The organism is Streptomyces sp. NPDC002870, assembly GCF_042888505.1.
Taxonomy (GTDB): domain Bacteria; phylum Actinomycetota; class Actinomycetes; order Streptomycetales; family Streptomycetaceae; genus Streptomyces.
Map to the genome: position 1 here is coordinate 12471 of NZ_JBIAPW010000044.1, position 22081 is coordinate 34551.

Genomic DNA, 22081 nt, shown 5'->3' on the forward strand with positions numbered 1-22081 from the left:
CGGTAATGCTATAACGCACGATTAAATCGTACGCGAGTCTTATCCGCGGGAGTGAGGCCGGAGCACGACGGGGGCGGAGTACGACGGGGCAGGAGCCCGACGGGAGCTGCTGCCCCCGCCTGCGGACTCCTTACCCTGCCGTCCAACGAGCCGCGTCAGTGATCGTGCCGGACGAGGGGCCAGTCCACGGCAGTCCCGGCCACCTTGTTGAAGTAGTTGGTGAAGGCGTTCAGGGCGATGTGCGCGACGATTTCCGCTATCTCCGCCTCCCCCATCCCGGCTTCGCGGGCCTTGTCGACGTCGGTGTCCGTGACCTCACCGCGACCGCGGAGCACGGATGCCGTGAACACGAGCACGGCCTTGGCCCGTTCGTCGGAAGCATCGCCGCGCCGCGCCTTGCCGGCCTCGCTCTCATCGAGGCCGGCCACCTTGGTGGCCAGGAAGGTGTGAGCGGAGAGGCAGTAGTCGCACGCGTTCTCCTGCGCCACGAACAGAGCGATCCGCTCCCTGTCCGCCTGGCGCAGTGCGCCGCCGGCCAGAGCCTCCGAGAACGCCAGGTACGCCTTCAGCGCCGCCGGACTGTTCGCCATCGCCTTCATCATGTTGGGAGTGGCGCCGAGTGTCTTCTGGACACCGTTCAGCAGTTCAGCCGCGGCACCGGTCGCACCATCGGGCTGGATCAAGGGCAGTCGGGGCATCGGGAGCTTCCTCATTCGTGAGTAGGTGGTTTCGAGGGGTTACGCGTGGCCTGGGCCGGCCTCAGTTGCGAACGGTGCGGGCGGCGGACTGGATGAGGTCGGTCACGGCACCGGGGCGGGACACCGTGACCGCGTGGGAGGCGTCGACCTGAACGGTGCGTGCGCCCGCGCGCTCGGCCATCCAGCGTTCGGCCGCGACCGGAATGTTCTTGTCGCTCTTGGCGAGCAGGGCGTAGGAGGGAATGCTCTTCCATGCCGCCTTGGTGGCGCGCTCTTCGAGGGCGGCGGTGGCCACCGGACGCTGGGTGGCAGCGAAGACCGCGGCGTCGGAGGCGGGGACGTCGGCGGCGAACTGTGCGCGGTACTTGTCCTGCTTGATGTAGAGGTCGGTTCCGGTCGTGCCGTCGGCGAGCGGGAAGGTAACCGGGTTGAGGGTCTCACCCAGCGTGCTTCCCGGGAACTTGCCCGAAAGTTCAAGGGCGTTCTCGCCGACGTCGGGGATGAAACCTGCGATGTAGACGAGGGCCTTCACCTGGTCGACATCGGCGGCCGCCTGACTGATGACCGAGCCGCCGTACGAGTGGCCGGCCAGGACGATCGGCCCCTTGACGCTCTTGAGCACGCTCTTGAGGTAGGCCGCATCGCTCGCCAGGCCCCGGAGGGGGTTGGCAGGGGCCACGACGGGATAACCGTCCCGCTGCAGGCGCTTGATGACACCGTTCCAGCTGGAGGAGTCGGCGAACGCCCCGTGGACGAGCACCACGGTCGGCTTGGCGGTGGCGGTGTGGTGGGGCGTGCCGCCACTGGCGAGTGCGGTAGCGGCGAGAGCAGAGGTCAGAAGGGTGACCGTCGCGCCGATGGCAGCACCACGGCCGAGCTTGCGGGAAGTGTTCATGACTGTCTCCTTGAGCGGTTGACCGTGCGTCGAAATGAGTGACCCGGTGTGACCGGCTCACGAGTCATATACTTGCACACGAGTAAATCGAGCACAAGCCTCTCGTGCACAAGGTATCTCCGCCGCCCCCCGAGGTCCGGCTGCGATACGCAGCACGACGACTTGTTGCTCATCGGATCGCCGGCATGAGCCGGCACGAGGTGAAGTCGAAGCACGGTGCTGAACCGATACATGCTCCGTGGCGTAGAAACATTCAGACCCGTGGCCGTGGGGCAGCGGCAAAGTGAGGAACGCCTATGGCACTGATCCAGCCACCAGTGGCCCATGAGGCCGCGAGTGCGCTGCTCCAGGGCGACCCCAGCTTCGCCCTGTACGTGGCGGCGCGGGCATCAGCCAACCACTATCGTCCGCTCCTGGCCGAGCTCGGACTCACGTATCCGCAGTACTTGGTCATGCTGGTGCTCTGGGACCGGGGGTCGGTCACCGTCAAGGATCTGGGCGAGGCGCTCAGTCTGGACTCCGGCACACTCTCCCCTCTTCTGAAGCGCCTCGGGGACGCGGGAATGGTTGACAGACAGCGCAGTCGCAGCGATGGACGCCAGGTAGAGGTGTGCAGCACGGAAACGGGTAACGCCCTGCGAGATCGAGCGCGTGGCATCGCGGAGTCGGCCCGGGAGGCACTGCGCTACTCACCGGAGCAGTACGACGCCCTTGTCCGCTCCCTGCACGAACTGACCGGGCGCCTGCGCGTGGGGACATGGTCGGGGTAGACCCGGGCCGGCACGTATGCGGGCAGCGAGGATCTTCGCGGACGGCTCGACCAGGTCGGCCGTCTGTCCACGACGGCCGACCTGAGAGGATCTTCACGCCAACGACGTTTGAAGTCCCGAAGGGCTACGCCTTCTTGAGGGCTTCGAAGACCCGGTTCCCCATGAAGAGGTGCCCCAAGAAGTTGGGATGGGCGGAACCCTCCGTCACCGGCAGAAGGGGATTGGTCCAGCGGGTGCCCTCAGGCTGGCACATGTCCTGTCCCGTCGACACCGTGTAAGTGTCGACGTAGACGGCGCCGCCCTTGCGCGCCTGCTGGGCAAGCATCGCGTTGAGCTTCTTCGTCGTACTGTCGAGGTAGGTCACATCTCCCTTGGCCAGGGGCACGGACGAGCCGCAGGAATCCCCCTTGGAGGGGAACAGCGCCGGGTAACCGACCACGACGACGCGGGCGTTGGGACTGCGCCTGTCGATGTCGACGAGCATAGAACCGATGCGAGGAGCCAGCTTGGCCATGCGCTGAGCAAGCTGGTCCGCACCCCCGGCGTTGAGCTGATCGCGGCACGGGCTGCCCTGACGGTCGGCCAGCCCGGCTATCACGCACTGACGAAGAACGTCCGCGAAGCGTAGATCGTTGCCGCCCAGTGAGACGGTGATCAGGTCGGTGTCCTTGGTCAGGGCGTTGAGCTGGGGAGCCGCCGTGCCCTGCTTGTTCCACAGCGAACGCGTGGTCGCGCCGCTGCATGTGACGTTCTTGAACTTGGCCGACTTGTAGGCCTTGGCGAGGAGGGACGGGTAGCCGAGGGATGATTTCTGGCAGGCCGCGTCGGTCCGCTGGGCCAGACCGGCGCCCGAGGCGTAGGAATCCCCCAGGGCTACGTAGCGGGAAACGGAGTTCTGGCCGGAGCCGCCCGCTCCGAGTGCGGATCCTGCTCCCGCTGACACGAGGGACGCCGAAGCGGCAGCCAAGGCAGCCGTCATCGCCGTGCGTCGGGCCAGGGTGGTGCGGCGTGAGAAACGAGTCATTGAGCCTCTATCAGCAGTGGATGACGAGTGGGTCGTCCAGGCCCCGGGGCATTCCGCCGTGCGAAAACGCGGTTCGCCCCTCGTGGCCCTCATTGCCCGTACGCTCCGGAGCCGGTCACGGTTCACTCCTCTCACCCAGGCGCCGGTGCCATGAGAGGGGGACGCGGCCCGCCGTGCTTGCTGAGCCGTACGAATCAAGAGGTCGAACAGTCCGCGGACACGGCCCGGTGAACCCGAACTGCCGTTCAACCGTGGACCATCACGGGGACGCCGCCCGCGCGGGTGTCCGACCGCCGACCCATCGACGTGAACGGCCTCTGTAACACCATCTTGGCGAAGGGAGGCCCGTACGCCCGCCGGGACGGTTCTCGCGTGCGCAGGAAGCCGGGGCGGGGCAACGATTCCATCCGCGTCCCGGGACGATGCCGCACGCCCAGCCCGTACAGTGGGAGGAACTCTGGCGCCACCCACAGCAGAAAGCGGCCATACCGGCCGTGGCTACGGCTGGACCGATCTGTTTCGGAGGGACCTGTGGAATGCGAGCACGCCCGTACCTCCCTCGCTGCGCAGGTGCTCGGCATTCTCGAGGGGTCGGAGCATGACAGCCTGGGGACGCACCTGGACCAGTGCCCGTCGTGCCGTTCCGAGCGGGAAGAGCTTCTCGGCCTGCTCCCGCTGCTCGACACGGTGATGCCGTACGAGCTGGACGGAGTGCCCACTCCCGACCCCGCGCGGGCCGTCGAGCTCGCGCGCGGTGCAGAGGCGGATCGGGATGACGCCCACGGGCCGAGCAGCCGGTCCCCACAACCACAGGGCCAATGCCGCTCTGTGCCTCCTGGCGGATACCCAGGAAGCTCGCACACGATCTCTGGCTGATCAGGGCGTCACCTGACTGCCGGCCGCCGAAGGCAGTGAGCTCCTTCCGTACCACGGTGGCATGCAGCCGACGCTCCCCCGACCCGCAACTTTGCGCTCGTCGAGACACATTGAGCAGGAAACCGGTCTGGGAAGTGAGCAGCCGGGGCGGACATGCTCATGTCGTTGGTACGGCGGAGGGCGGATGTGATGCATGTTGTGGTGTGCGGGGCGGGTCCCGTGGGTGCGGTGGTCGCCCTGCTGCTGGCGGCAGAGGGACATCAGGTGACGGTCCTCGACCAGCGGCCTGTCCTTCCCCCATCGGCGGATTCAGGTACCGTCGGGCAGACCTCCACGGCGTCCGACCGGCTGCGCGCGACTGAGGAGCCACCTCTTCTGCTGCTATCCGGCGCCATGCGCTTGGTGTCCCGCGAACTGCCCGATGTCGCTCGGAGATTGGCCTCGGTGGGCACCTTTGTCGAAGGTGGAACGGACCTTGTCGCGCAGCGCACGGTCATCTCCTCTGCCTTGAGCGAGGAGTTGTCGCGGACCGACGGCATCAGAATCGAACGCGGAGTCGGTGTCGCCTCACTGCTGACCGGCACGGAACGTCTCCCCGGCAGGCCGCACATCCAAGGAGTCCTGACAGACACGGGTCAGGCCGTTCTCGCCGATCTGGTTGTCGACGCGGCCGGCCGTGGCTCACAGATGGTCAAGTGGCTCAGCGAGCTAGGTGCTCCCCGACCGCTGGAAGAACGCCAGGACACCGGCTTCCGACTGTACACGCGCCATTTCGCTTCGCCGGAGACCTGCACCAATCATGCAATATGGTCCGTTCGCCACTTCGACAGCGTTTCCGTCGCCCTGCTGTCAGCAGGCCGGGGACTCTGGTCGATGACACTGTCCATCAGCGACGATGATCTTGAGTTGTACCCTCTCTCCGGGCCGTCCGCGTGGAGCCGGGCAGCCGAACTCTACGAGCCGCTGCTGCCCCGCCTCAGCGGAAAGCCTCTTCCCGGTGTCTGGGTCACCTCACGTCTGGAGAGCTGCTACCGGCGGTTCGTCCTCGGTGGCCGACCGGTGGCGACGGGATCGGTAACTGTCGGCGACGCGTGGGCGGCGGCCAATCCCCTGCTCGGTCTGGGACCGTCGATGGGACTGCTGCATGCCGTCCTGCTGAGGGATGCCGTGCGCCAGGGCAGGCCCGAGGAGGTCGTCGTGCGGTTCGACCGCCTCACCGAGGGCGTGCTGGCACCGCTCCACCAACGGATCACCGACTGGGAGGAACAGCTCCAGGCGCGAGAGGGCGGTTCCTCGGGGAGTCTTCCCTCTGAGGCCGCTGCCTCTGAGGCACTGGCCGGACTGGGCACGAGACCGGCCGGTCTTGCCCGCGATCTGCTGGCCCGGTTCTCCACGGTGGAGGCCGATGCCGTGTCCTCCGCCCTGACGGGCCCGTGCCGCGCCGAACTTGTGGAGATTCTCGCACGCACGAGCACCAGCGTATGAGTGAGCGACCGCCGCCCTGATCCGCAGTGCCGGAGCGCCGACCGTGACCTCGGTCCCGGCGGTCCGCTCACGAAGCCCGGTTCGCGACCAAGAGCCTGGCAGGCGCGGTCTGAACGGGCCGGTGAAGAAGCCTGATACCTCCTGCACACCGCAGGAACGGGGCATGCCACAGAACTAGACCACTGATGAGCAAAGGGTGTCAGAACATGAGGCGGACTTCGGAAGCCGAAGCATCGATACCCGGTGCCAGGGCCACTTCCCTGCAGTCCGATGGATGCGAGGAGTTCGTACGTGCCGTCTACCACCACCACGCCACCCCGCTGTTGCGCTACGCAGCCCGCTTGCTGCGCGGTGACTGGCACAAGGCCGAGGACCTGTTGCAGGAAGCCACGGCTCGTGCGTGGAAACACTTCGCCTCCGACACTCCGGACCCGGTCTCCATCCGTCCCTGGCTGTTCACCGTGGTGCGCAACCTCGCCATCGACTACCACCGCGCGCGGGGCATCCGGCCTCCGGAATCCCAGTCCATCGACGATCTCGACCTATCGGTCGACGACGCCGTAGACAACATTCTCACCACGCAGATCGTCCTGGACGCCCTCAGCCGGCTCGCTCCCACCCACCGGGAGGTGCTCACACTGACCTATTACCGCGGCTACAGCGTCGCCCAGGCCGCCAAGTCCCTCGGCATCCCTCCCGGAACCGTCAAATCACGCAGCTACTACGCTCTGCGCGCGCTGCGCGACATCCTCCACGCACGCGGTGTCGTCCAGCCCTGACACCACGACCTCCGCGGCAGTGCAGCGCTCACCTTCACCGCGGCCTCGGCAGCGGACGGGGGCACGGTCGAGGATGGGTCGGCGGCCCTGGGCCGGAGGAAGGCTGGAGTTCTCAGTGGGCCGACCCGCCATCGGCGTCGGAACAGGGAGCCGTACGACCGATGCCCAACGCCGGCCGGCCTTGACGCTGTCCGTACGTCGTCCCTGTCGCAACGACGTGCTCGATCAATTCGGCGGCCAGGGGGCCAGACCGCACCCCGCCGTACTCATGGGCCAAGGCCCTGACTTGGTCCCAGTGGACGGACGAGTGCAGCACATTCCGCGCTGCCGAGCGGATTCGCTTCTCGTCCGGTCGGCCGGTCCAGGTTGACGCCCACTCGGGCGTGGACGACACGGCCCGCGACGTCCGGCTTGCCTCGGTGCTCCCCGCTACGACGAGCGGCACCCTGTGGCTCAATGCCTCGTGGACGCCGCCGGATCCCCGTTGGTGACTATGTGTCCGCCGCAGCCGGGTGCGACGCGGCCGAGGTGTTCCGCCGCGCCGGAATCCCCGCCGGCCTGCGTCGACGAACTCCTCGAGAGGAACACGGTGAGCCTGGGCGAGGCAGCCTCCGGGGCGGAGGTGGTCCCATGACCGTGGAGAACTTGGCCGCAACTGCCCATGCCGGGCTCTTCGGCCGCCGCGATCTGCCTCGATGCCGCTCGTCTGCACGCGGAGTCGGCGCACACCGTTCCGGCGCACCGTGCACGCCTGTCCCCGGCTTCGTCACACCACGACAGCCTCGCGCGACCGGGCGCTCCCCCCTTTCCCCCCATGGCAAGCAGACACTCCGTGAACACACAGCACAACGGGGTGGTCGACCGGGACGTCCTGGGTGCCCATCCGGAGCGCGAGGGCGAACTCCGCCTCTCCTTCCTGGAAGAGGCCGCCACATGGCTGCCGGACTTCTTCCGGAGCAACGGCAAGGAAGCCTCTTCGTCCCTCACCGGGACCATCGTCCACACCGCCTGGGCCACGACGTCGGCTGACACCCGCCGGAGACACCGGGCGCCCGCGCCTGCCTCGTACGCGGCGCCGACTCGAACATCGTCCCTTCAGAACACGACAGACAGGAACCGTCATGCCCGAAACCGTGCGGTCGCCGAGGACCGTCCCTTCGGGGCCCCGATCCTGGGCGCTGGAGAGCACTCGTCTTCATCGCGCTGGCCCAGCTCATGGTCGTCCTCGATTCGACGATCGTGAACATCGCCCTGCCGGCCGCGCAGGCGGACCTGAACGGACTACCTGGACTGGCGCTGGACCTTCTATGTCAACGTCCCCTTCGCCGTCATCGCCGCCGGCGGAGCCCACCGGCCTCGCCTTTGCTGGCCGGGCTCGGCATGGGAACGGCCTTCATGCCTGCGATGAGCCTCGCCAAACACGGGATCGAACCCCGGGACGCCGGCGTCGCGTCGGCCATGGCCAACACCGCCCAGCAAGTGGAAGGCGCGATCGGCATCGCGCTGCTCAACACTCTCGCGGCCGGAGCGACGACCGCCTATCTCGCATCGCACGGTAGGCCGGGCCCCGGCACACAGGCCGTGGCCATGGTCCACGGCTACACAACAGCCTTCACCTGGGCCGCTGTGATGCTCACCGTCTCCGCCCTCATCGCTTTCCTCCTCATCAGGACTCCCGGCAGCGGCCCCAGCACGCCGGAGGCTTCCGGGCAACAGCCTGACGGCGAGACCAGCGACCTGGCACCGGCCGTCCTCAGTCACTGAGAACCCGCACCGATGTTCCCTGCCCTCAGGTGCCTGCCGTCAGATGGCACAAGGACGGATCGTGGCCGTCGCGGTCGCACAGACGGGCGGGCGGCTTGCCGCGAGCGGCGCGGTTGTGGGTGCCGAGGCGCGGCGCTGCGCTGCGATGAGTGTGACCAGCGCCGTCGCGGAGAGCAGGGCGACGAGGGCGGCGTACAGGTGGGCCGCTGTCCCCAGTTCGTACAGCTGAGTGAGGACACCCGCGCCCACTGCGGGCAGGCTCATCGCCACGTAGCTGAGCACGTAGTACGCGGCCAGGGTCGTGCTGCGGCCCGGCCGCGGGACCGAGGCGAGAACCATGCGCAGCGAGCCCTGCGACACCGCGCCGAAGGCGACACCGGCGAGGACAGCTGCGGTGAATACGGCAGGCAGGCTCTTCAGGTGCAGGCCGGCCAAGGACAGTACGACGGCGACCGGGATCGCGGCGGTGCCGAAAAGCGTGGCGGTCACGGGGCGCAGCGCGCGAGTGGCCCAGACCGTGAGAGCCGCGGACAGACTCAAGGTGAAGAAGACCATGCCTCCCGCCGCCTGTGGAGCGTCAGGTGCTACGAGGCGGACAAAGGCCGGGCCGAGGGACGAGTAGAAACCGCCCAGCGCCCACACGGCGACGACGCCTCCGCCGCTGAGCAGGAGGGCCCGGCGTGCGGCGGGCGACACAGCGACGCGCGGACGCAGGGAGCGCCATGCCCCGGAGTGAGGGCGGGCTGTCTCGGGAGAGAGAGCGACGGCGACGGCCTGTGCGATGAACACGAGCATCAACGAGAGGTACACGGTGACGGTCGGTCCGGGTGCGTAGCGTATGAGCAGCGTGGCCGTCAGAACCCCGGCGGCCATGCCGGCCGCGGGCGCGATGCTGTTGGTCAGTGCGGACCGGCCCAGATGCCCCGGCTCGTCGAGATCCACCAGCGCGGCGCCCGCCGCGCTGGTGGCCGCGCCGGTGGCGAGTCCCTGCAGGATGCGGGCGGTGATGAGCGCGCCCATGCCGTCGGCAGCGGCGAACGCTGCCATCGAGGCCACTTCCAGAGCGAGCGCGCCCACCAGGACGGGACGCCGCCCCACATGGTCCGACAGAGCTCCGGTGGTGAGCAGGGCCGCCAGAAGAGCCAGGGTGTACGCACTGAAGACCACCGTCACTGACAGCGCGGACAGTTCCCAGCGGTCCTGGTAGACGGGGTAAAGGGGGGTAGGCGCGCTGGAGGCGGCCAGCAGGGCGATCAGGATCGATGAATCCAGCACGAACGGCAGGCGCTTCACCATGGCGGTGCGTGCCATCAGTGCGCCCGTGGACGCGCTACTCATGGGACTCTCCTCACTTAAAGCAGTTGGTTTGCTTTAAGTACCGTACGCCCCCATGGGCCACTAAAGCAATTCGTTTGCTTTAGCGTCTCAACGCCGGAGGCGCCCGGCCACGCCCGGCCCCGTCGGCCGGGCAGCACCGCAATCCACGGCCGAGTGGCGGGCGGACCACACGTCGACCCAGCCGCGGGCCGACGGCGCCGACCGGGCGCAGCACCGTCAGGGCTGCCACACCCAGATGTCGGCGAGCTGCTCCGCGAGCGCCTCGGCACACCCCTGCAGCATCCGCTCACCCTTGGCCTGCGAGGCCGTGCGGGCATCACCGGCGACGCCGGACTCGGTGACGGCACCGAAAGGGATCGATCGGTAGACGGGGCGTGCGTCATCAGACTGCAGGGATATGGCCGGACCCACCGCCCGGTCCAGCATCTCCTCGCGGACCAGATGCGGAAACGCCGCCATGGCCATGGACGTCTCCCCCTCGCAGGCGTGCATGAGGTGCTGCTGCGTCTCCAGGGTGTCCCGGATCACCTCACGTCCAGTCGTGAAGTAACTGGTGACGGCAATGGACGCGGACAGTTCGGCCGTCAGTTCGTTCACCAGGGCATTCAGGGCGGTGACGTTGCCGCCGTGACCGTTGACGAGAAGGATCCGGCGGAACCCGGCGCGCAGAATGGACCGGCACACGTCCCTCAGCAGCGCATGAAGGGTTGGCAGCGACAGGGTCATGGTGCCGCCGAAGGCCATGTGATGTTCGGCCAGGCCGCACCAGATGGACGGAGCCACGACAACGGGAACGCGGCCGACGGCGGCACTCGCCGCCCTGCGGCACACCTCCGCGGCCAGGAAGTCATCGACACCCGTGGGCAGGTGCGCCCCATGCTGCTCGGTGGATCCGATGGGCAGCAGTACGACGGCATCCTGGGTGGCCAGAGCCCTGAGCTCCGGAGCGGTCAAGTGGTTCCATCGGGTCTCAGTCACGAGCCAGACGCCTTTCGTCAACGGGAAGACCGAGGCGGGCACGCGGCCACCCTAGCCCATTAAAGCCAACACTTCGCCTTAGCGAGGCTAAGGCGGCTCCCTCCAAGACGCAAGAACTTTGCTTTAAGCTGTTCTCATGAGTCGAAAATCAATGGTGCGCCCCGGCGGCCGCAGCGCCCGCGTCCAAGAGGCCGTCCACTCCGCAGTTCATGAACTCCAGGCAGAAGTGAGCCGCCCGGCGCTAACCGTTCCTCTGGTCGCCGCTCGTGCCGGCGTCACTCCGTCAACGATCTACCGCCGTTGGGGCGACCTACAGGAGCTGCTGTCGGACGTCGCAGTCGAGCACCTGCGTCCGGACGCTCCGCCGGAGGACCACGGAAGCCTGTCGGCGGACCTGCAGAACTGGGCGGAGCAGTTCCTCGAAGAGATGGGTTCGTCTGTCGGCCGGGCTTACATCCGCGACGCTCTGCTCGGGGATCCCGACGGTGACAACGCATGCAAGTGCTCGGTATTCGCGGGGGAGCAAATCGACGCCATCCTCGCCCGGGCGACGGAGCGCGGCGAAGACACTCCGGACGTCGAAACGGTCATCGACCGGGTCGTGGCACCCATGATGTACCGCATCCTCTTCCGTCCCGGCGGCCTTACCGACGCATACGCGCACCGGCTCGTGCGGGAAACTCTGGAGGGATTCGGCACGCCCCGCTGACCGGCCGCAATCCGTCGCGTCCGACACCGTCGCCCCCGCTCGTGCGGCCGCGACGGGCTGCGTACCTGGCACAGGCCCTCACCAGCCGCCCTACTGAGAGGGCGGCCCCTGGCTCAGCTCGGTGATCGTCGTTCCCTTCAGCTCGCTGCGCCACAGGAGGTCGGTGAGCCGGTCGACGCCGCTGGTGAGGTGCCTGCGGTAGGTGCTGAACGGCAGTCCGAGGCGTTCGGCAGCGACCTCCTGGGTGGGGGCTCCCGCGAGGTAGGTGGCGGTGAGGGCACGGTGGTGCTTATCTCCCGAGCGCCCTTCCTGAAGGAGGTCGACGGCGGAGGCGAGCAGTTCGGGGAGAGTCGTTTCGCTGTCGGTCACCACGCGACTGCGGTTGAGGGGGTTGTCGGCGAGCACGTCCGGCTGCCGGAGGGTGCGCAGGGCGTCGCGGACCGCGGTGTCGAACTCCGGTCTGGACAGCACTACCAGTTCCTCGTGTTTCCCCGGACGGGGCGACGTCCTGGTTCCCGAGGCCCGGGAAAGGATCGTGTTCGACCTTTCCTCCAGCCACGGGCCGACGGGCTGCGCCCGCCAGTCATGGCTGAACAGCGTGTACGTGTGCTCACCGATGCGGGGCCGTCGGTCGCCGGGCGGCATGGCGAAGTGGCGCATGTACTTGTCCCAGTGCCCGTCGTCGCGCTTGACCACGAACGTCCAGGCGAGCCGGTCGCCCCGGAAGATCTCACCCAGCCCACGCCAGTGCATCAGGTCCATGGGCGCAGAGGTGCGCTGGTACAGGGGTGGATGGACGTGGAAGCGGGCCAGTGCCATGTGCTCACCGGGCCTGAGCGGCGCTGTGGATCGTGCGTGTGCCCAGGCCGCGGCGACAATCGGGTCGATGTCGGTGCCCAGTGGCTCCCGCAGTCGCAGCCATGCGAAGAACGCGACGATCTCGCCGGTCTGGGTGGAGCGGTAGACGCGAAACGCCTCGGGCTGCCGGTCGAGCCAGAACCCGCAGATCTCCGCGGACGCCTCGCCCTCCGCGGTTTCGGCCAGCTCCAGCACGCGTCCCCGGTCGGCCGCCTCATACGGCTCGTCCTTGACATGGCCCCCTTCGCGCCATTTGTGGAAGTTCGCCGAGGCCTCCCTGCGGTAGAGGTAGATAAGGGCGCTGCTCGCAGGGAGCAGCTGCGCTTCGGACACGGCGCGGACCCGCTCGACGAGGTACTGGTGAACAGTTCTGTGCATGTCGGCGAATCCCTCCGGGTCGCGCCAGCGCAGATCGGCCTCGAGTGCCTCGCGGACCACGTCGTGCGGAAAGAGCCCCGCACCCGTCGACTCGATGAAGGGCTGTTCGCGCAGCCAGGCGAACAGCTCGGGCGCCTTTGTGCCCATGAGGGCACGAAGCAGCGTCTCGGAGGTGACATGGGTATGTGCACAGATCTCCAGGGCCCTGCGATGTACCGCGCTGGGAATGTCATCCAGCAGCGTGGCCAGCAAGGTGGCGATGACATCGTGGCTCGGCTGCCAGCCGGGCTTGGCTCCTCCCTCCCTCACGGCCACCGCCGCCGCCAGAGTCAGGGCCAGGGGGTTGCCACCGGTGAAGGACAGCACCGCCTGGTGGGCCCCCGGCGCCAGACCGCGGGCATCCAGCAACCGCGTGGCATCGTCGGGAGGCAGGTTCCGCAGAGACGTGACCCGCAGCAGGTCCGCCCACCCCGGGTCGGACGTCCAGCGGGCATCCGGTGCCCGGCGCCCGGCGATCACCACCACACTGCCGACCGGCAGCCCGAGCAGGAACCGCTCACACAGCCAGCCCTCCAGACCTTGGCAGCGTTCGAAGGTGTCAACCAGCAGCACCAGTCCCGGTTCTGCGACCGCCTCACCAACAGCAGCGGTAAAACCCTGAGGCGTCGGAACGACCGTCCGGCCATCCACCTCCACGACCGGACGTCCCACCCGACGGGCCTCACGCGCGAACCGACGCAGAAGAGTCGACTTACCGATTCCCCCAGGACCGTGCAGATACTGCACAGAGCCCGTCCCTGGATCCCCCGCCAACGCCACCCGGAACAGAGCAAGTTCCCCAGCCCGGCCTACAAACGCCCGATCACGCGCAGCTGCCAGCACATCTCCCAGCGCACCGCCCTCACGCTCGCGCATACCCTGCTCCTATTTTCACGAACCCGCAGCTCACGCCGTATGGGCAGGCTAGCCCGGCGCAGTCAGGGCTCGAACTCGGCCCTCCCGCCCTTTTGCTGCGGGGAAATCAACCGTACGCCTGCCGCCGGCACCAGCCACCGTGAAGCTACCGGCGGGTAGTACGCCTCGCCGTTACGCCCGCATGTCCGGCCTCGCATATCTGCCGGGCGGCGTCGACGGGCTGTCCTCGACCCGTCGGTTGGGCCGTGCGACGGGTGGAGGGCGAACCGTCGGCGCGGTGTCCTCGCTCCCCGGCGCCCCACGGTGGCACTGGCTGACGGTGTGTCTGCTGGGGGCCGTGCCGACCGTCGCCCTGCTGGCGGCAGCTCTGTTCGTGCCCGGCGTTCGCGGCCGCCTACGGCTGGGGACGCTGCGGGGTTTGCCGACTGTTCGCCTTGGGAGGCGTAACCGGGTGGCTGACCGTCCGCACCGGCGGACTGGAGGACCACACAGCGAGAACGCCGATCTGCGTTTCAGCCTTCTGGTCCCGTGCGACGACTTCTTCTTGCGCGTGCGCGGGCAGGAGGGGCGGTGCTGCCGGTCAGGATGCTGAATGGCGGCCCTGCTGTCCTCCGCCCGGCGCCCGGGCGACCGCAGAACCCGGGGCGGTGAACCCAAGGGGCCACAACCCCGTGGCAAGCATCACGAAGATGCGCCTCGCCTTCAGACCGAGCAGCCGGACCGAACAGGAAGTCCCTCTCCATGCAGATCAATTACTCCGCGATGATGATCGCGGTCGTCGTGGTCGCTCTCGCGGTCACCATCTTCGCCCGAGGGCGCTGGGACGGGCCGGTGTGGCTCGTCATCCTCGGGACAGTCCTGGCCTACCCCTTCTCCCATACGCTCATGGATCGGGTCGAGGGTGCTCCGGACGGCTGGCTCCGTTGGGCCTTCCAGTTCTCCAGCGGCCTGCTCGTCGCGGCACTGGCCAGCCCGGCGTTCCACTGGTGGCGGGGACGAAGAGCCAAGGCCCCGGTGCCCACAACGCCGCCGGTGCCGCCGCAGGCCGCTCCCTCGGCAGCGCCGCCCGCCGCCTGATCCCGCCGCAGAGGGGCAGCCTTGTCAGTGAGGGGCTGAACCGCGTGTGCCCTTCCCCGGTCTCACCGTGAGCCGCCCGGGCGTCCGTGGCCGACCGCAGCCCCTGTCCGACCCCGGTTCTGCCGTGCGCACCTGATCTACGCCACCGCCCTCGCGGACGTGGCCGAGTGCCCGCGAACCGCTGGCCGCGATCGATATCCCGGCCCGTTCCGCGTGGCCGGCCGCAGGGGGTCGGCCACGCGTATGTTCAGACCGTGGCGGCCGGGCCGTCAGCGGTTACCGGCTCCAGCCGGTAGGCGTCCCCACGGGTGACCACACGGCCGGTGGTCGGCGGGGGGAAGTGGGTGCCGAGGACGAGGGTGTGGGTGTCGGCGAGCGAGGCGAGCAGCGAGCGTCGGGTCGCCTCGGCCTGCGCGGGGTCGATATCGACGCAGCTGCAGATGCCCGGATGCGCCAGCTGAACCGGGTGATGAATGCAGTCCCCGGTGATCAGGGCCGTGGCGTCACCACTGCCCAGCTGTACGGCAACGTGACCGGGGGTGTGCCCCGGGGTCGGCACCAGGCGCAGACCGGCGGCGATGTCGACCCCCTCGGCCGGCACATCGACGAGTTCGAGCAGACCTGCCTCCTCGATCGGGTACACGGAGTCGCGGAACATGGAGCGCCGTGCCTCGTCCATGTCGTACCCGGCCCAGAAGTCGTATTCGGCCTTCGCCGTGAGGTAGCGGGCGTTGGGGAACGTAGGCACCCACACGCCGTCCACCGCTCGCGTGTTCCAGCCCACGTGGTCGGTGTGCAGATGGGTCAGCACCACCAGGTCGATGGATTCCGGGGTGAACCCGGCGTCCGCGAGGCGCGCGAGGTAGTCGGTGCGGAGGTCGTGCCATGCCGGGTTCGCCCGTGTCTTGCCGTTGCCGACGCCGGTGTCGACAAGGACGCGCAGTCCGTCCACGACCAGCGCGAAACTGTGGCTGTCGATGTACAGGATGCCGTCGTGGTCCGCGAAGTCGGGTCGGAGCCAGTCCTGCCCGGCGACAACGTCCGCAGTGGCGGCAGGCAGCAGCCAGGGGCCGGTCTGCCGTGGCAGGAGCATCTCGTCGATGCGGTGGACGGTGATGTCGCCGACGGTCCAGGACGGGACGAGCTGTGCTGTGCTCATGAGGGGTGCTTTCCTTCGTCTGCAGAGGGCGGATGCCCGCTCGGGAGCGGGACACACGTCGCAGGGAGGGTGGTGTCCGCAGCCTGTACCGCTCGCATGCAGCTGCTGCCGGAGTTGCTGCGCACGGTTCCCCTCCCAACCAAAAGCCATGGGTTTGCTTTAAGCAACCGTAGGTTCTATCGTCAGCTAACGCAACCTGTTAGCTTTAGCGCGGGGGCAGCAGTCGTATCGCCCCTCAGTCCGATCAGGAAGGCCGCACATGTCCGCCGCTGACCTCACGCCGCCGGAGGCGGCCCGCTGGGCCGAACGATCCGGGCTCCCGCTGGCACCCGATCGCCACTCGGGAGTGGCAGCCACTGCCGACCACATCCATTCCGTCGTCTCCGTCCTGCGCGAGCTGGACTTCGGCGACACACCGCCGTCCGCCGCATACCGCGCGGGATGGGAGCAGCACGATGCAGCCATATGAACTGTCCGTCGCCGACGCGGCCGAGGCCGTACGGACGCGGCAGATATCCCCGGTCGAGCTGGTGGACTCGGTACTGGAGCGCATTGAGCAGGTCGAACCGCGCCTGCGGGCGTACGCCACGGTGACAGCGGACCACGCGCGGCGTGCGGCGCGGCGTGCGGCGGCCGAGGTCGTCACGGACGGCGTCAGGGGGCCTTTGCACGGCATTCCCGCAGGGTTGAAGGACCTGATCGATGTGGCCGGGGTGCCTACCACGGCGAGTTCCCGGGTGCGTGAGGGTCACCGGGCGGAGGAGGACAGCGCCGTCGCCGCGCGACTGACCGCAGCCGGTGCGGCGTTCGTGGGCAAGACGCACACACACGAGTTCGCGTACGGCCTGACCACGCCACAGACCAGTAACGCCTGGGACCAGGGCCGGGTGGCCGGCGGCTCCAGCGGCGGGTCGGCCGTCGCCGTGGCCGCCGGGGCAGCCGCCTTCGCTCTGGGTACCGACACCGGGGGGTCGATCCGGGTACCCGCCGCACTGAACGGGGTCGTCGGCCTGAAGCCGACGTACGGACTGGTCTCCCGACACGGCGTGACCCCGCTGGCGTGGTCGCTCGACCATGTCGGGCCCATCACCCGCACGGTGGAGGACGCCGCGCTGGTCCTGGCCGCCCTCGTCGGCCACGATCCGCGCGACCCCGCGTCCGTTCCGGCTCCGCCCGTGGACTACCGGCCGGGCCCCGGCACGGACCTGACAGGTCTGCGCGTCGGTGTGCCGAGCAACTACTACTTCGACAGGGTGGAGCCCGACATCGAGGCCGCGGTACGGCACGCCATCGGCCGGCTGGAGGCCCTCGGCGCGCAGCTCGTCGAGGTGGAGATCCCGATGACGCGCTACATCCAGGCCACCCAGTGGGGGCTGATGGTGCCCGAGGCCAGCGCCTACCACGAGCGGACGCTGCGGGCGGTGCCCGATCTGTACGAGGCCGACGTCCGCATCCTCCTGGAGGCGGGCGAGCTCATGACCGCCGGGGACTACCTTCGCGCCCAGCGCGCCCGCACGCTCATGCGCCAGGGCTGGCAGCACATGATGGGCACGGTCGACCTGATCGCCGCGCCGACCGTGCCCCTCACCGCCGTCAAGGCCGGCCAGTCCACCGTGACCTGGGGCGACGGCACTGTGGAGAGCGTCTCCGACGCGTATGTGCGGTTGTCGGCCCCGGCCAGCATCACCGGTGTGCCGTCGCTGACCGTGCCGGTCGGGCGGGACTCGGCGGGGATGCCGATCGGCATGCAGCTCATGGGCAGGCCCCTGGGCGAGGCCGCGCTGCTGCGCGTTGGGCACGCATACGAGCAGACCGGCACCGCCCGCGGCCTGGCGCCGGCGTAAAGGCTCTCGTCTGTGCCCGGACCTGCCTGGCCGGGGCAACGCAGTTCCGTGACACCGGCTCTCGGACATGATGGTCAGTGGCCATGTGATGGCGCCCGGGTGCAGCGCGTCCTGTTCCGCTTCGTGCGCACACCAGCTGGTGTCCGAGGCCATGAGCGAGGCCCGAGACGTCTGCGGCCCGGTGACGCCGGGGCGGTCGGAACGAGGATTACCCGAGGCACCCCGCCGCGCCTCGCGCAGGAACGCGTTTCCCAGCGTGGCCGCCCAGCCGTCCTGTGGCCTCACCACGACTGGCGGGCACGACGGTTCCTTCTCGCAGAGAAGGCCCTGGGAACCGTCGTGCCTCTCCGCGGGGGCCCGGCCCCTGCGGTTCTCCGCCCCTGGCTCGAACCTGTTGCCCCATAACCCCGTAGCTCCGTGCAGGGCATGACGCACCGGTGAAACGGCGCCATGCCCATGGCCGACGCCCTGCCGGAAGGCGGCTCGGCGGCCAGGCCGTCGCCGACACCCGAACAGGGACGAGAGCAGTGAAGCGCAAGGCAGACATCGAGGAGCGGAGCGCGACAAGGGGCCTTTGGTGCGGCCTTCTTGGACCACTGACGATCAGGCGGGCAGGGGCAGTGCTGGATCTCGGGCCGCCCAAGCGCCGCGTGCTCGCCGTGCGCCTGCTCCTGGAGGAGGGACGCGCCGTCTCCACCGACCGCCTCTGCGAGGACCTGTGGGCGGGACGCCCATCGTCGCGGGCGGTCGCCTCCCTGCATGCCCACATCAGCAGGCTGCGCGTCGTACTGGAACCGGGCAGGCCGCCGCACGGCAAGTCGGGTCTGCTGGTGCGCGAGTCCCACGGATACGCCCTGCACGTTCCCTCCGAAGCACGCGACACCTTCCGTTTCGAGCAAGGGGTCGCCAAGGCGGGCCGCTCCCTGTCGGCCGGGAGGGTGACGGAGGCCCGCCGGGAGATCGAGCACGCCCTGTCCATGTGGCGGGGCGCGGCCTTGGAGGATGCCCGGGACCACCTGTTCGCCGCGCGGCAGGCCGCGCAGTTGGAGGAGGGCCGGGTCGCCGCCGAAGAGCTGCATATCTGCACACTGATGCACGACGGCGACGTGAAGCATGCCGTCGGCGCGGCGGAGGCGCTCACGAAGCAGTATCCGCTCAGGGAGGTGGCGTGGGGTCTGCTGCTGTGCGCCCTGTACCTCACTGGCCGTCACGCCGAGGCCCTGGCACGCTTCGAGGAACTGCGCAAGCACCTGTCCGAGGAGCTCGGGCTCCAGCCGAGCCCCTCGGTGAGCAGCTTGCAGGAGGCAATCCTCTGCCACGACCTGGGGTTTATCAGGCATACCTCCCGGTCCATCGTCACCGCGGGATACGACGCCGGTTACACGTCGCAGGCGCTGGACATCGGCGTCACGGACATCGGCGTCACGGACATCGACATCGGTCGGCCGGCGCAGCTGCCGGGCCCGGCCGTGGCCGACCCCACGGCGCCGGAAGCGCACGGCACATCCGAGCCGGCGGCCTGCACCGTTCTCTCGCCGGGCCGGTCTGCCTTGCGCCCGGCGCAACTTCCTTCGGCGCCCGCGTACTTCACCGGCCGCCGGGCCGAACTCGACACCCTGGCAGGGCTGCTGCCGGAGTCCTCCGAACACGGTGGCGTGGACGCCACCGCCCCGGTCACCGTGATCGGGGGGGCACCCGGCGTCGGCAAGACCACGCTCGCGCTGCGTTTCGCGCACCGGATCGCCGAGCGTTTCCCCGACGGGCAGCTCTTCGCCGACCTGCGCGGCTTCGACCCGAGCGATCCCGCCGCCGAACCGGCCGAGATCCTCCAGAGATTCCTGGTCGCACTGGGCGTGTCCTCCGCGGCACTTCCGTCCTGCACCACCGCGCGCACGGCTCTGCTGCGGACGCTGCTGTCCGGACGGCGCGTCCTGTTCGTCCTGGACAACGCCCGCGACGAGGAGCAGGTCCGGCCCCTGCTGCCCGGGGCATTTGGCTGCATGGTGGTGGTCACCAGCCGCAACCAGTTGCAGGGCCTCGTCACCATGGAGGGCGCCGCGGCGCTGACCCTGGACGTCCCCCCGGTGGCCGACGGCCGGGCCGTCCTGGCCAGACGTCTGGGAAGCCAGCGGGTCGCGGCGGAACCACAGGCTGTCGAGGAGATCATCAACCTCTGCGCACGGCTGCCGCTCGCCCTGGCCATAGCCGCCGCGCGCGCTACGCTGCACCCCGATTTCTCGCTGCGGGCCCTCGCCGAGGAGATGCGTGCCACCGAGGGGAGCCTCGACGCCTTCATCGGCAGCGACAGCGTCGCCGACGTACGCGCCGTCTTCTCCTGGTCGTACCGCGCGCTGGCCCGACCGGCCGCCCGGCTCTTCCGCCTGCTGGCCCTGCACCCGGGGCCCGAGGTGTCCACCGCAGCAGCAGCGAGTCTGGCCGCGCTGCCGGTGATCGAGACACGCCGCCTGCTCACCGATCTCACCCGTGCGCGCTTGGTCAACGAGCCCTCGGTGGGCCGCTTCGTCCTCCATGACCTGCTGCGCGTCTACGCCTGGGAACTGGCCCAGGAGCACGAGACTGAGCAGACACGCGCCGCGGCCCGCACCCGCTTGTACGGCCACTACGTCCTGACCGCGTCGGCCGGGGGGCCAAGCCTGTGCCATATGCCGCGGCCCGCGCTGTCACAGGTCGCGGCCGGGGTCGTCCGGCAGCACCTGCCGGAGACGCACCAGCTCATGGCCTGGTACGCGACGGAGCTGCCGGTGCTCAGGGCCGTGCTGCGGCAGGCCGCAGACGCGGGATACGACAAACACGCCGCGCAACTGGCCTGGCGGCTCCAGGGGTATCTGGACGCGCAGGGGCGCTCGTCGGAGGCGGCCTCGATCCTGTCCGTCGCCCTGCAGGCCGCCGAACGCGCCGACGACCGGGTGGAGCAGGCGAGGCTGCACCGGGCGCTGGCCGGGTGCCTGGCGCGGTCGGACCGGTACACGGACGCCATGTCCCACCTGGAGGCGGCATCCGACCTCCTCGAATCGGCTGACGAGCCCGCCGAACAGGCCCTCATCCACCTATCGTTCGCGGCCCTGCTGCACTCCGCCGGCCACAACCGCCCTGCCCTGGAGAAAGGCCTGGAAGCCCTCGCCCTCGCGGGGCGCTGCTCCGACCCGGTGCTGGAGGCTGACGCCTGCAACGCGGTGGGCTGGGTCCTGTCAGTGCTGGGCCGCCACGAGGAGGCCCTTGACTATTGCCGACGGTCGGTGGCGAGCCTCCGCCGGATCGGGGGCGTGGTGCAGCGTGAGGCGTTCGCATGGGACAGCCTCGGCCACATCCACCACCACCTCGGCGACCACCAGCAGGCGATCACGTGCTACCGAAACGCCCTGAACCTGATGGAAGCCGCCGGGGACTCGTACACAAGGGTCGGCACGTTACTGCGCCTTGGCGACACTCATCTGCACACAGGTGACCGGACAGCCGCAGGAACGGCGTGGGCCCTCGCGCTGAAACTCGCCGAGGAACACCCGGAGGTGCACCGGGTCCCAGAAATCGAGGAAAGACTGGCCGGTCTGGCAGAGAGCTGACGGGTTGCGCGGCCTGCGGGCTCAGGGCCGCGCGCGGAGGTGAACGGTCGGCGGGCGGAAACTCCTCAAAGTCTCCACACCGGTGAACCGACCAGGATCCGTCCACGTTGCATGGGTGGTATCCGGGGGTCAACTGGCGCAGGAAGTGTTCTATGGATTGCGAGCAACTGAAATTTGACCTTGCGGCCGAAACGCTGGCCGGGCGGGACGAGCCGGAGGACCCCACACTGGCGTCCCATCTCCGGGGCTGCCCCACGTGCCGGGAAGAGCACACGGAAGTGCGCGAGGTCGTCCACTTGCTGTCCGGTGTGGAGCCGCACGAATGGGACGGCGTACCCGTACCGGATCCCGGTCCGGCCATCGTCCGAGCACGCGGAGCCTCGCCGCCGGACGTGGCCGCCGCCCCGAAGACGGGGCAGCCCCTCCCGGCGCAGCCCGTCGGCTCCGCCCGGAAGGGCCGACGCATGGCCTTCGCCCTCGCGGCCGCGTTCGCTGCGGGGCTGCTGGCGGGCGGTGGAGCGCTGGTCGGCCTCTCAGCGGACCAGGACCCCTCGGCCAGGACCGAGGCTGCCGGGGAGACCCTGCGGGCCGCGGACCCCAAAACCGGCGTACGCGCCGATGTCGGACTGCGCGACAAGGGCTGGGGCACCGAAGTGTCGCTCTCCCTGGGAGGGGTGACGGGCCCGCGCACATGCTCGCTCGTAGCGGTCTCCACCTCAGGTCGGCAGGAGGTCCTGGCGCACTGGACCGTGCCGAAGAAGGGGTACGGAGTCCCGGGCTCCCCCGACAGGCTGAACCTGACCGGCTCGAGTTCCCTTGACTCGGGCGACATCGCGGCGTTCGAGGTCCTGACGCCCGACGGCGACAGGCTGGTCCGGATCCCCCGCCGGGCATAGGGAGTGTCGTCGCAGTCCCGCCGTGCCCGCCTTTCGGCGGACGGCGGGAGTGTGACG

General features: G+C 69.2%; 18 protein-coding genes. 11 read left to right on the forward strand and 7 right to left on the reverse strand.

The genetic code is table 11. From position 1 onward, the window contains the following. Positions 1-155: 155 nt before the first annotated feature. Together ACFYWY_RS34340 and ACFYWY_RS34345 are read right to left on the reverse strand one after the other, a co-directional pair. Positions 156-698, reverse strand: coding sequence for a carboxymuconolactone decarboxylase family protein (locus tag ACFYWY_RS34340; RefSeq protein ID WP_389194177.1), 543 nt, complete (start codon positions 696-698; stop codon positions 156-158). Between the two features lie 61 nt (positions 699-759). Beyond that, entirely contained in the window at positions 760-1593 is an 834-nt protein-coding gene (locus ACFYWY_RS34345; protein ID WP_389194180.1) for an alpha/beta fold hydrolase, read from the reverse strand. A gap of 296 nt (positions 1594-1889) precedes the next feature. Here ACFYWY_RS34345 and ACFYWY_RS34350 point away from each other — a divergent pair, with 296 nt between their 5' ends. Next, positions 1890-2363 carry a MarR family winged helix-turn-helix transcriptional regulator gene (locus ACFYWY_RS34350; protein WP_389194183.1) on the forward strand — a complete coding sequence of 158 codons (474 nt, stop codon included), beginning with the start codon at positions 1890-1892 and terminating at the stop codon, positions 2361-2363. 124 nt (positions 2364-2487) lie between these two features. Here the strand turns inward: ACFYWY_RS34350 and ACFYWY_RS34355 are convergent, their stop codons facing one another. Further along, on the reverse strand, positions 2488-3387 hold the full coding sequence (locus ACFYWY_RS34355; protein ID WP_389194186.1) for an SGNH/GDSL hydrolase family protein: 900 nt from the start codon (positions 3385-3387) through the stop codon (positions 2488-2490). Between the two features lie 531 nt (positions 3388-3918). Between ACFYWY_RS34355 and ACFYWY_RS34360 the strand changes: the two genes are divergently transcribed. From ACFYWY_RS34360 to ACFYWY_RS34375, 4 genes are all read left to right on the forward strand, one after another. Continuing rightward, positions 3919-4263, forward strand: a complete 345-nt coding sequence (locus ACFYWY_RS34360; protein WP_389194189.1) for a zf-HC2 domain-containing protein — start codon at positions 3919-3921, stop codon at positions 4261-4263. 189 nt (positions 4264-4452) lie between these two features. Then, entirely contained in the window at positions 4453-5748 is a 1296-nt protein-coding gene (locus ACFYWY_RS34365; RefSeq protein WP_389194311.1) for an FAD-dependent oxidoreductase, read from the forward strand. Positions 5749-5954: 206 nt separating this feature from the next. Then, positions 5955-6527 (forward strand): sigma-70 family RNA polymerase sigma factor, encoded by a 573-nt coding sequence (locus ACFYWY_RS34370; protein ID WP_389194191.1) that lies wholly within the window; start codon positions 5955-5957, stop codon positions 6525-6527. Positions 6528-7922: 1395 nt separating this feature from the next. Next, a complete protein-coding gene (locus tag ACFYWY_RS34375) occupies positions 7923-8291 on the forward strand; it encodes a hypothetical protein (protein ID WP_389194194.1) in 369 nt (122 codons plus the stop codon). A gap of 39 nt (positions 8292-8330) precedes the next feature. On the opposite strand, the gene ACFYWY_RS34380 is transcribed toward ACFYWY_RS34375, so the two are convergent. Then, positions 8331-9629 carry an MFS transporter gene (locus tag ACFYWY_RS34380; protein ID WP_389194197.1) on the reverse strand — a complete coding sequence of 433 codons (1299 nt, stop codon included), beginning with the start codon at positions 9627-9629 and terminating at the stop codon, positions 8331-8333. Positions 9630-9845: 216 nt separating this feature from the next. Next, entirely contained in the window at positions 9846-10607 is a 762-nt protein-coding gene (locus tag ACFYWY_RS34385) for a creatininase family protein (RefSeq protein WP_389194198.1), read from the reverse strand. Positions 10608-10743: 136 nt separating this feature from the next. Here ACFYWY_RS34385 and ACFYWY_RS34390 point away from each other — a divergent pair, with 136 nt between their 5' ends. Next, complete coding sequence (locus ACFYWY_RS34390) at positions 10744-11316, forward strand: TetR/AcrR family transcriptional regulator (RefSeq protein WP_389194201.1); 573 nt, start codon at positions 10744-10746, stop codon at positions 11314-11316. Between the two features lie 90 nt (positions 11317-11406). Here the strand turns inward: ACFYWY_RS34390 and ACFYWY_RS34395 are convergent, their stop codons facing one another. Then, the gene (locus tag ACFYWY_RS34395) at positions 11407-13164 is read right to left on the reverse strand and encodes an ATP-binding protein (protein ID WP_389194203.1); all 1758 of its coding nucleotides are present in this window, start codon (positions 13162-13164) and stop codon (positions 11407-11409) included. 1044 nt (positions 13165-14208) lie between these two features. Here ACFYWY_RS34395 and ACFYWY_RS34400 point away from each other — a divergent pair. Continuing rightward, positions 14209-14544: a hypothetical protein gene (locus ACFYWY_RS34400; protein WP_389194206.1), complete on the forward strand. Its 336-nt coding sequence runs from the start codon at positions 14209-14211 to the stop codon at positions 14542-14544. Positions 14545-14791: 247 nt separating this feature from the next. Here ACFYWY_RS34400 and ACFYWY_RS34405 read toward each other — a convergent pair whose 3' ends face one another. Further along, the gene (locus ACFYWY_RS34405) at positions 14792-15703 is read right to left on the reverse strand and encodes an MBL fold metallo-hydrolase (RefSeq protein ID WP_389194207.1); all 912 of its coding nucleotides are present in this window, start codon (positions 15701-15703) and stop codon (positions 14792-14794) included. A 259-nt stretch (positions 15704-15962) separates the two neighbouring features. Here ACFYWY_RS34405 and ACFYWY_RS34410 point away from each other — a divergent pair, with 259 nt between their 5' ends. The 4 genes from ACFYWY_RS34410 (at position 15963) to ACFYWY_RS34425 (ending at position 22024) form a co-directional block, all read left to right on the forward strand. Beyond that, the gene (locus tag ACFYWY_RS34410; protein ID WP_389194210.1) at positions 15963-16172 is read left to right on the forward strand and encodes a hypothetical protein; all 210 of its coding nucleotides are present in this window, start codon (positions 15963-15965) and stop codon (positions 16170-16172) included. Beyond that, on the forward strand, positions 16159-17547 hold the full coding sequence (locus ACFYWY_RS34415) for an amidase (RefSeq protein ID WP_389194212.1): 1389 nt from the start codon (positions 16159-16161) through the stop codon (positions 17545-17547). Before ACFYWY_RS34410 ends, ACFYWY_RS34415 begins: the two co-directional genes overlap by 14 nt. A gap of 620 nt (positions 17548-18167) precedes the next feature. Then, on the forward strand, positions 18168-21128 hold the full coding sequence (locus tag ACFYWY_RS34420; RefSeq protein WP_389194215.1) for a BTAD domain-containing putative transcriptional regulator: 2961 nt from the start codon (positions 18168-18170) through the stop codon (positions 21126-21128). Between the two features lie 152 nt (positions 21129-21280). After that, a complete protein-coding gene (locus ACFYWY_RS34425; protein ID WP_389194218.1) occupies positions 21281-22024 on the forward strand; it encodes a hypothetical protein in 744 nt (247 codons plus the stop codon). Positions 22025-22081 lie beyond the last annotated feature (57 nt).

Bases quoted from the DNA above. Each gene is read 5' to 3' on its own strand.
- ACFYWY_RS34340 (WP_389194177.1), bottom strand. From the start codon at position 698: ATGCCCCGACTGCCCTTGATCCAGCCCGATGGTGCGACCGGTGCCGCG.
- ACFYWY_RS34345 (WP_389194180.1), bottom strand. From the start codon at position 1,593: ATGAACACTTCCCGCAAGCTCGGCCGTGGTGCTGCCATCGGCGCGACG.
- ACFYWY_RS34350 (WP_389194183.1), top strand. From the start codon at position 1,890: ATGGCACTGATCCAGCCACCAGTGGCCCATGAGGCCGCGAGTGCGCTG.
- ACFYWY_RS34355 (WP_389194186.1), bottom strand. From the start codon at position 3,387: ATGACTCGTTTCTCACGCCGCACCACCCTGGCCCGACGCACGGCGATG.
- ACFYWY_RS34365 (WP_389194311.1), top strand. From the start codon at position 4,453: ATGCATGTTGTGGTGTGCGGGGCGGGTCCCGTGGGTGCGGTGGTCGCC.
- ACFYWY_RS34370 (WP_389194191.1), top strand. From the start codon at position 5,955: ATGAGGCGGACTTCGGAAGCCGAAGCATCGATACCCGGTGCCAGGGCC.
- ACFYWY_RS34375 (WP_389194194.1), top strand. From the start codon at position 7,923: ATGCCTGCGATGAGCCTCGCCAAACACGGGATCGAACCCCGGGACGCC.
- ACFYWY_RS34380 (WP_389194197.1), bottom strand. From the start codon at position 9,629: ATGAGTAGCGCGTCCACGGGCGCACTGATGGCACGCACCGCCATGGTG.
- ACFYWY_RS34390 (WP_389194201.1), top strand. From the start codon at position 10,744: ATGAGTCGAAAATCAATGGTGCGCCCCGGCGGCCGCAGCGCCCGCGTC.
- ACFYWY_RS34400 (WP_389194206.1), top strand. From the start codon at position 14,209: ATGCAGATCAATTACTCCGCGATGATGATCGCGGTCGTCGTGGTCGCT.
- ACFYWY_RS34405 (WP_389194207.1), bottom strand. From the start codon at position 15,703: ATGAGCACAGCACAGCTCGTCCCGTCCTGGACCGTCGGCGACATCACC.
- ACFYWY_RS34410 (WP_389194210.1), top strand. From the start codon at position 15,963: ATGTCCGCCGCTGACCTCACGCCGCCGGAGGCGGCCCGCTGGGCCGAA.
- ACFYWY_RS34415 (WP_389194212.1), top strand. From the start codon at position 16,159: ATGCAGCCATATGAACTGTCCGTCGCCGACGCGGCCGAGGCCGTACGG.
- ACFYWY_RS34425 (WP_389194218.1), top strand. From the start codon at position 21,281: ATGGATTGCGAGCAACTGAAATTTGACCTTGCGGCCGAAACGCTGGCC.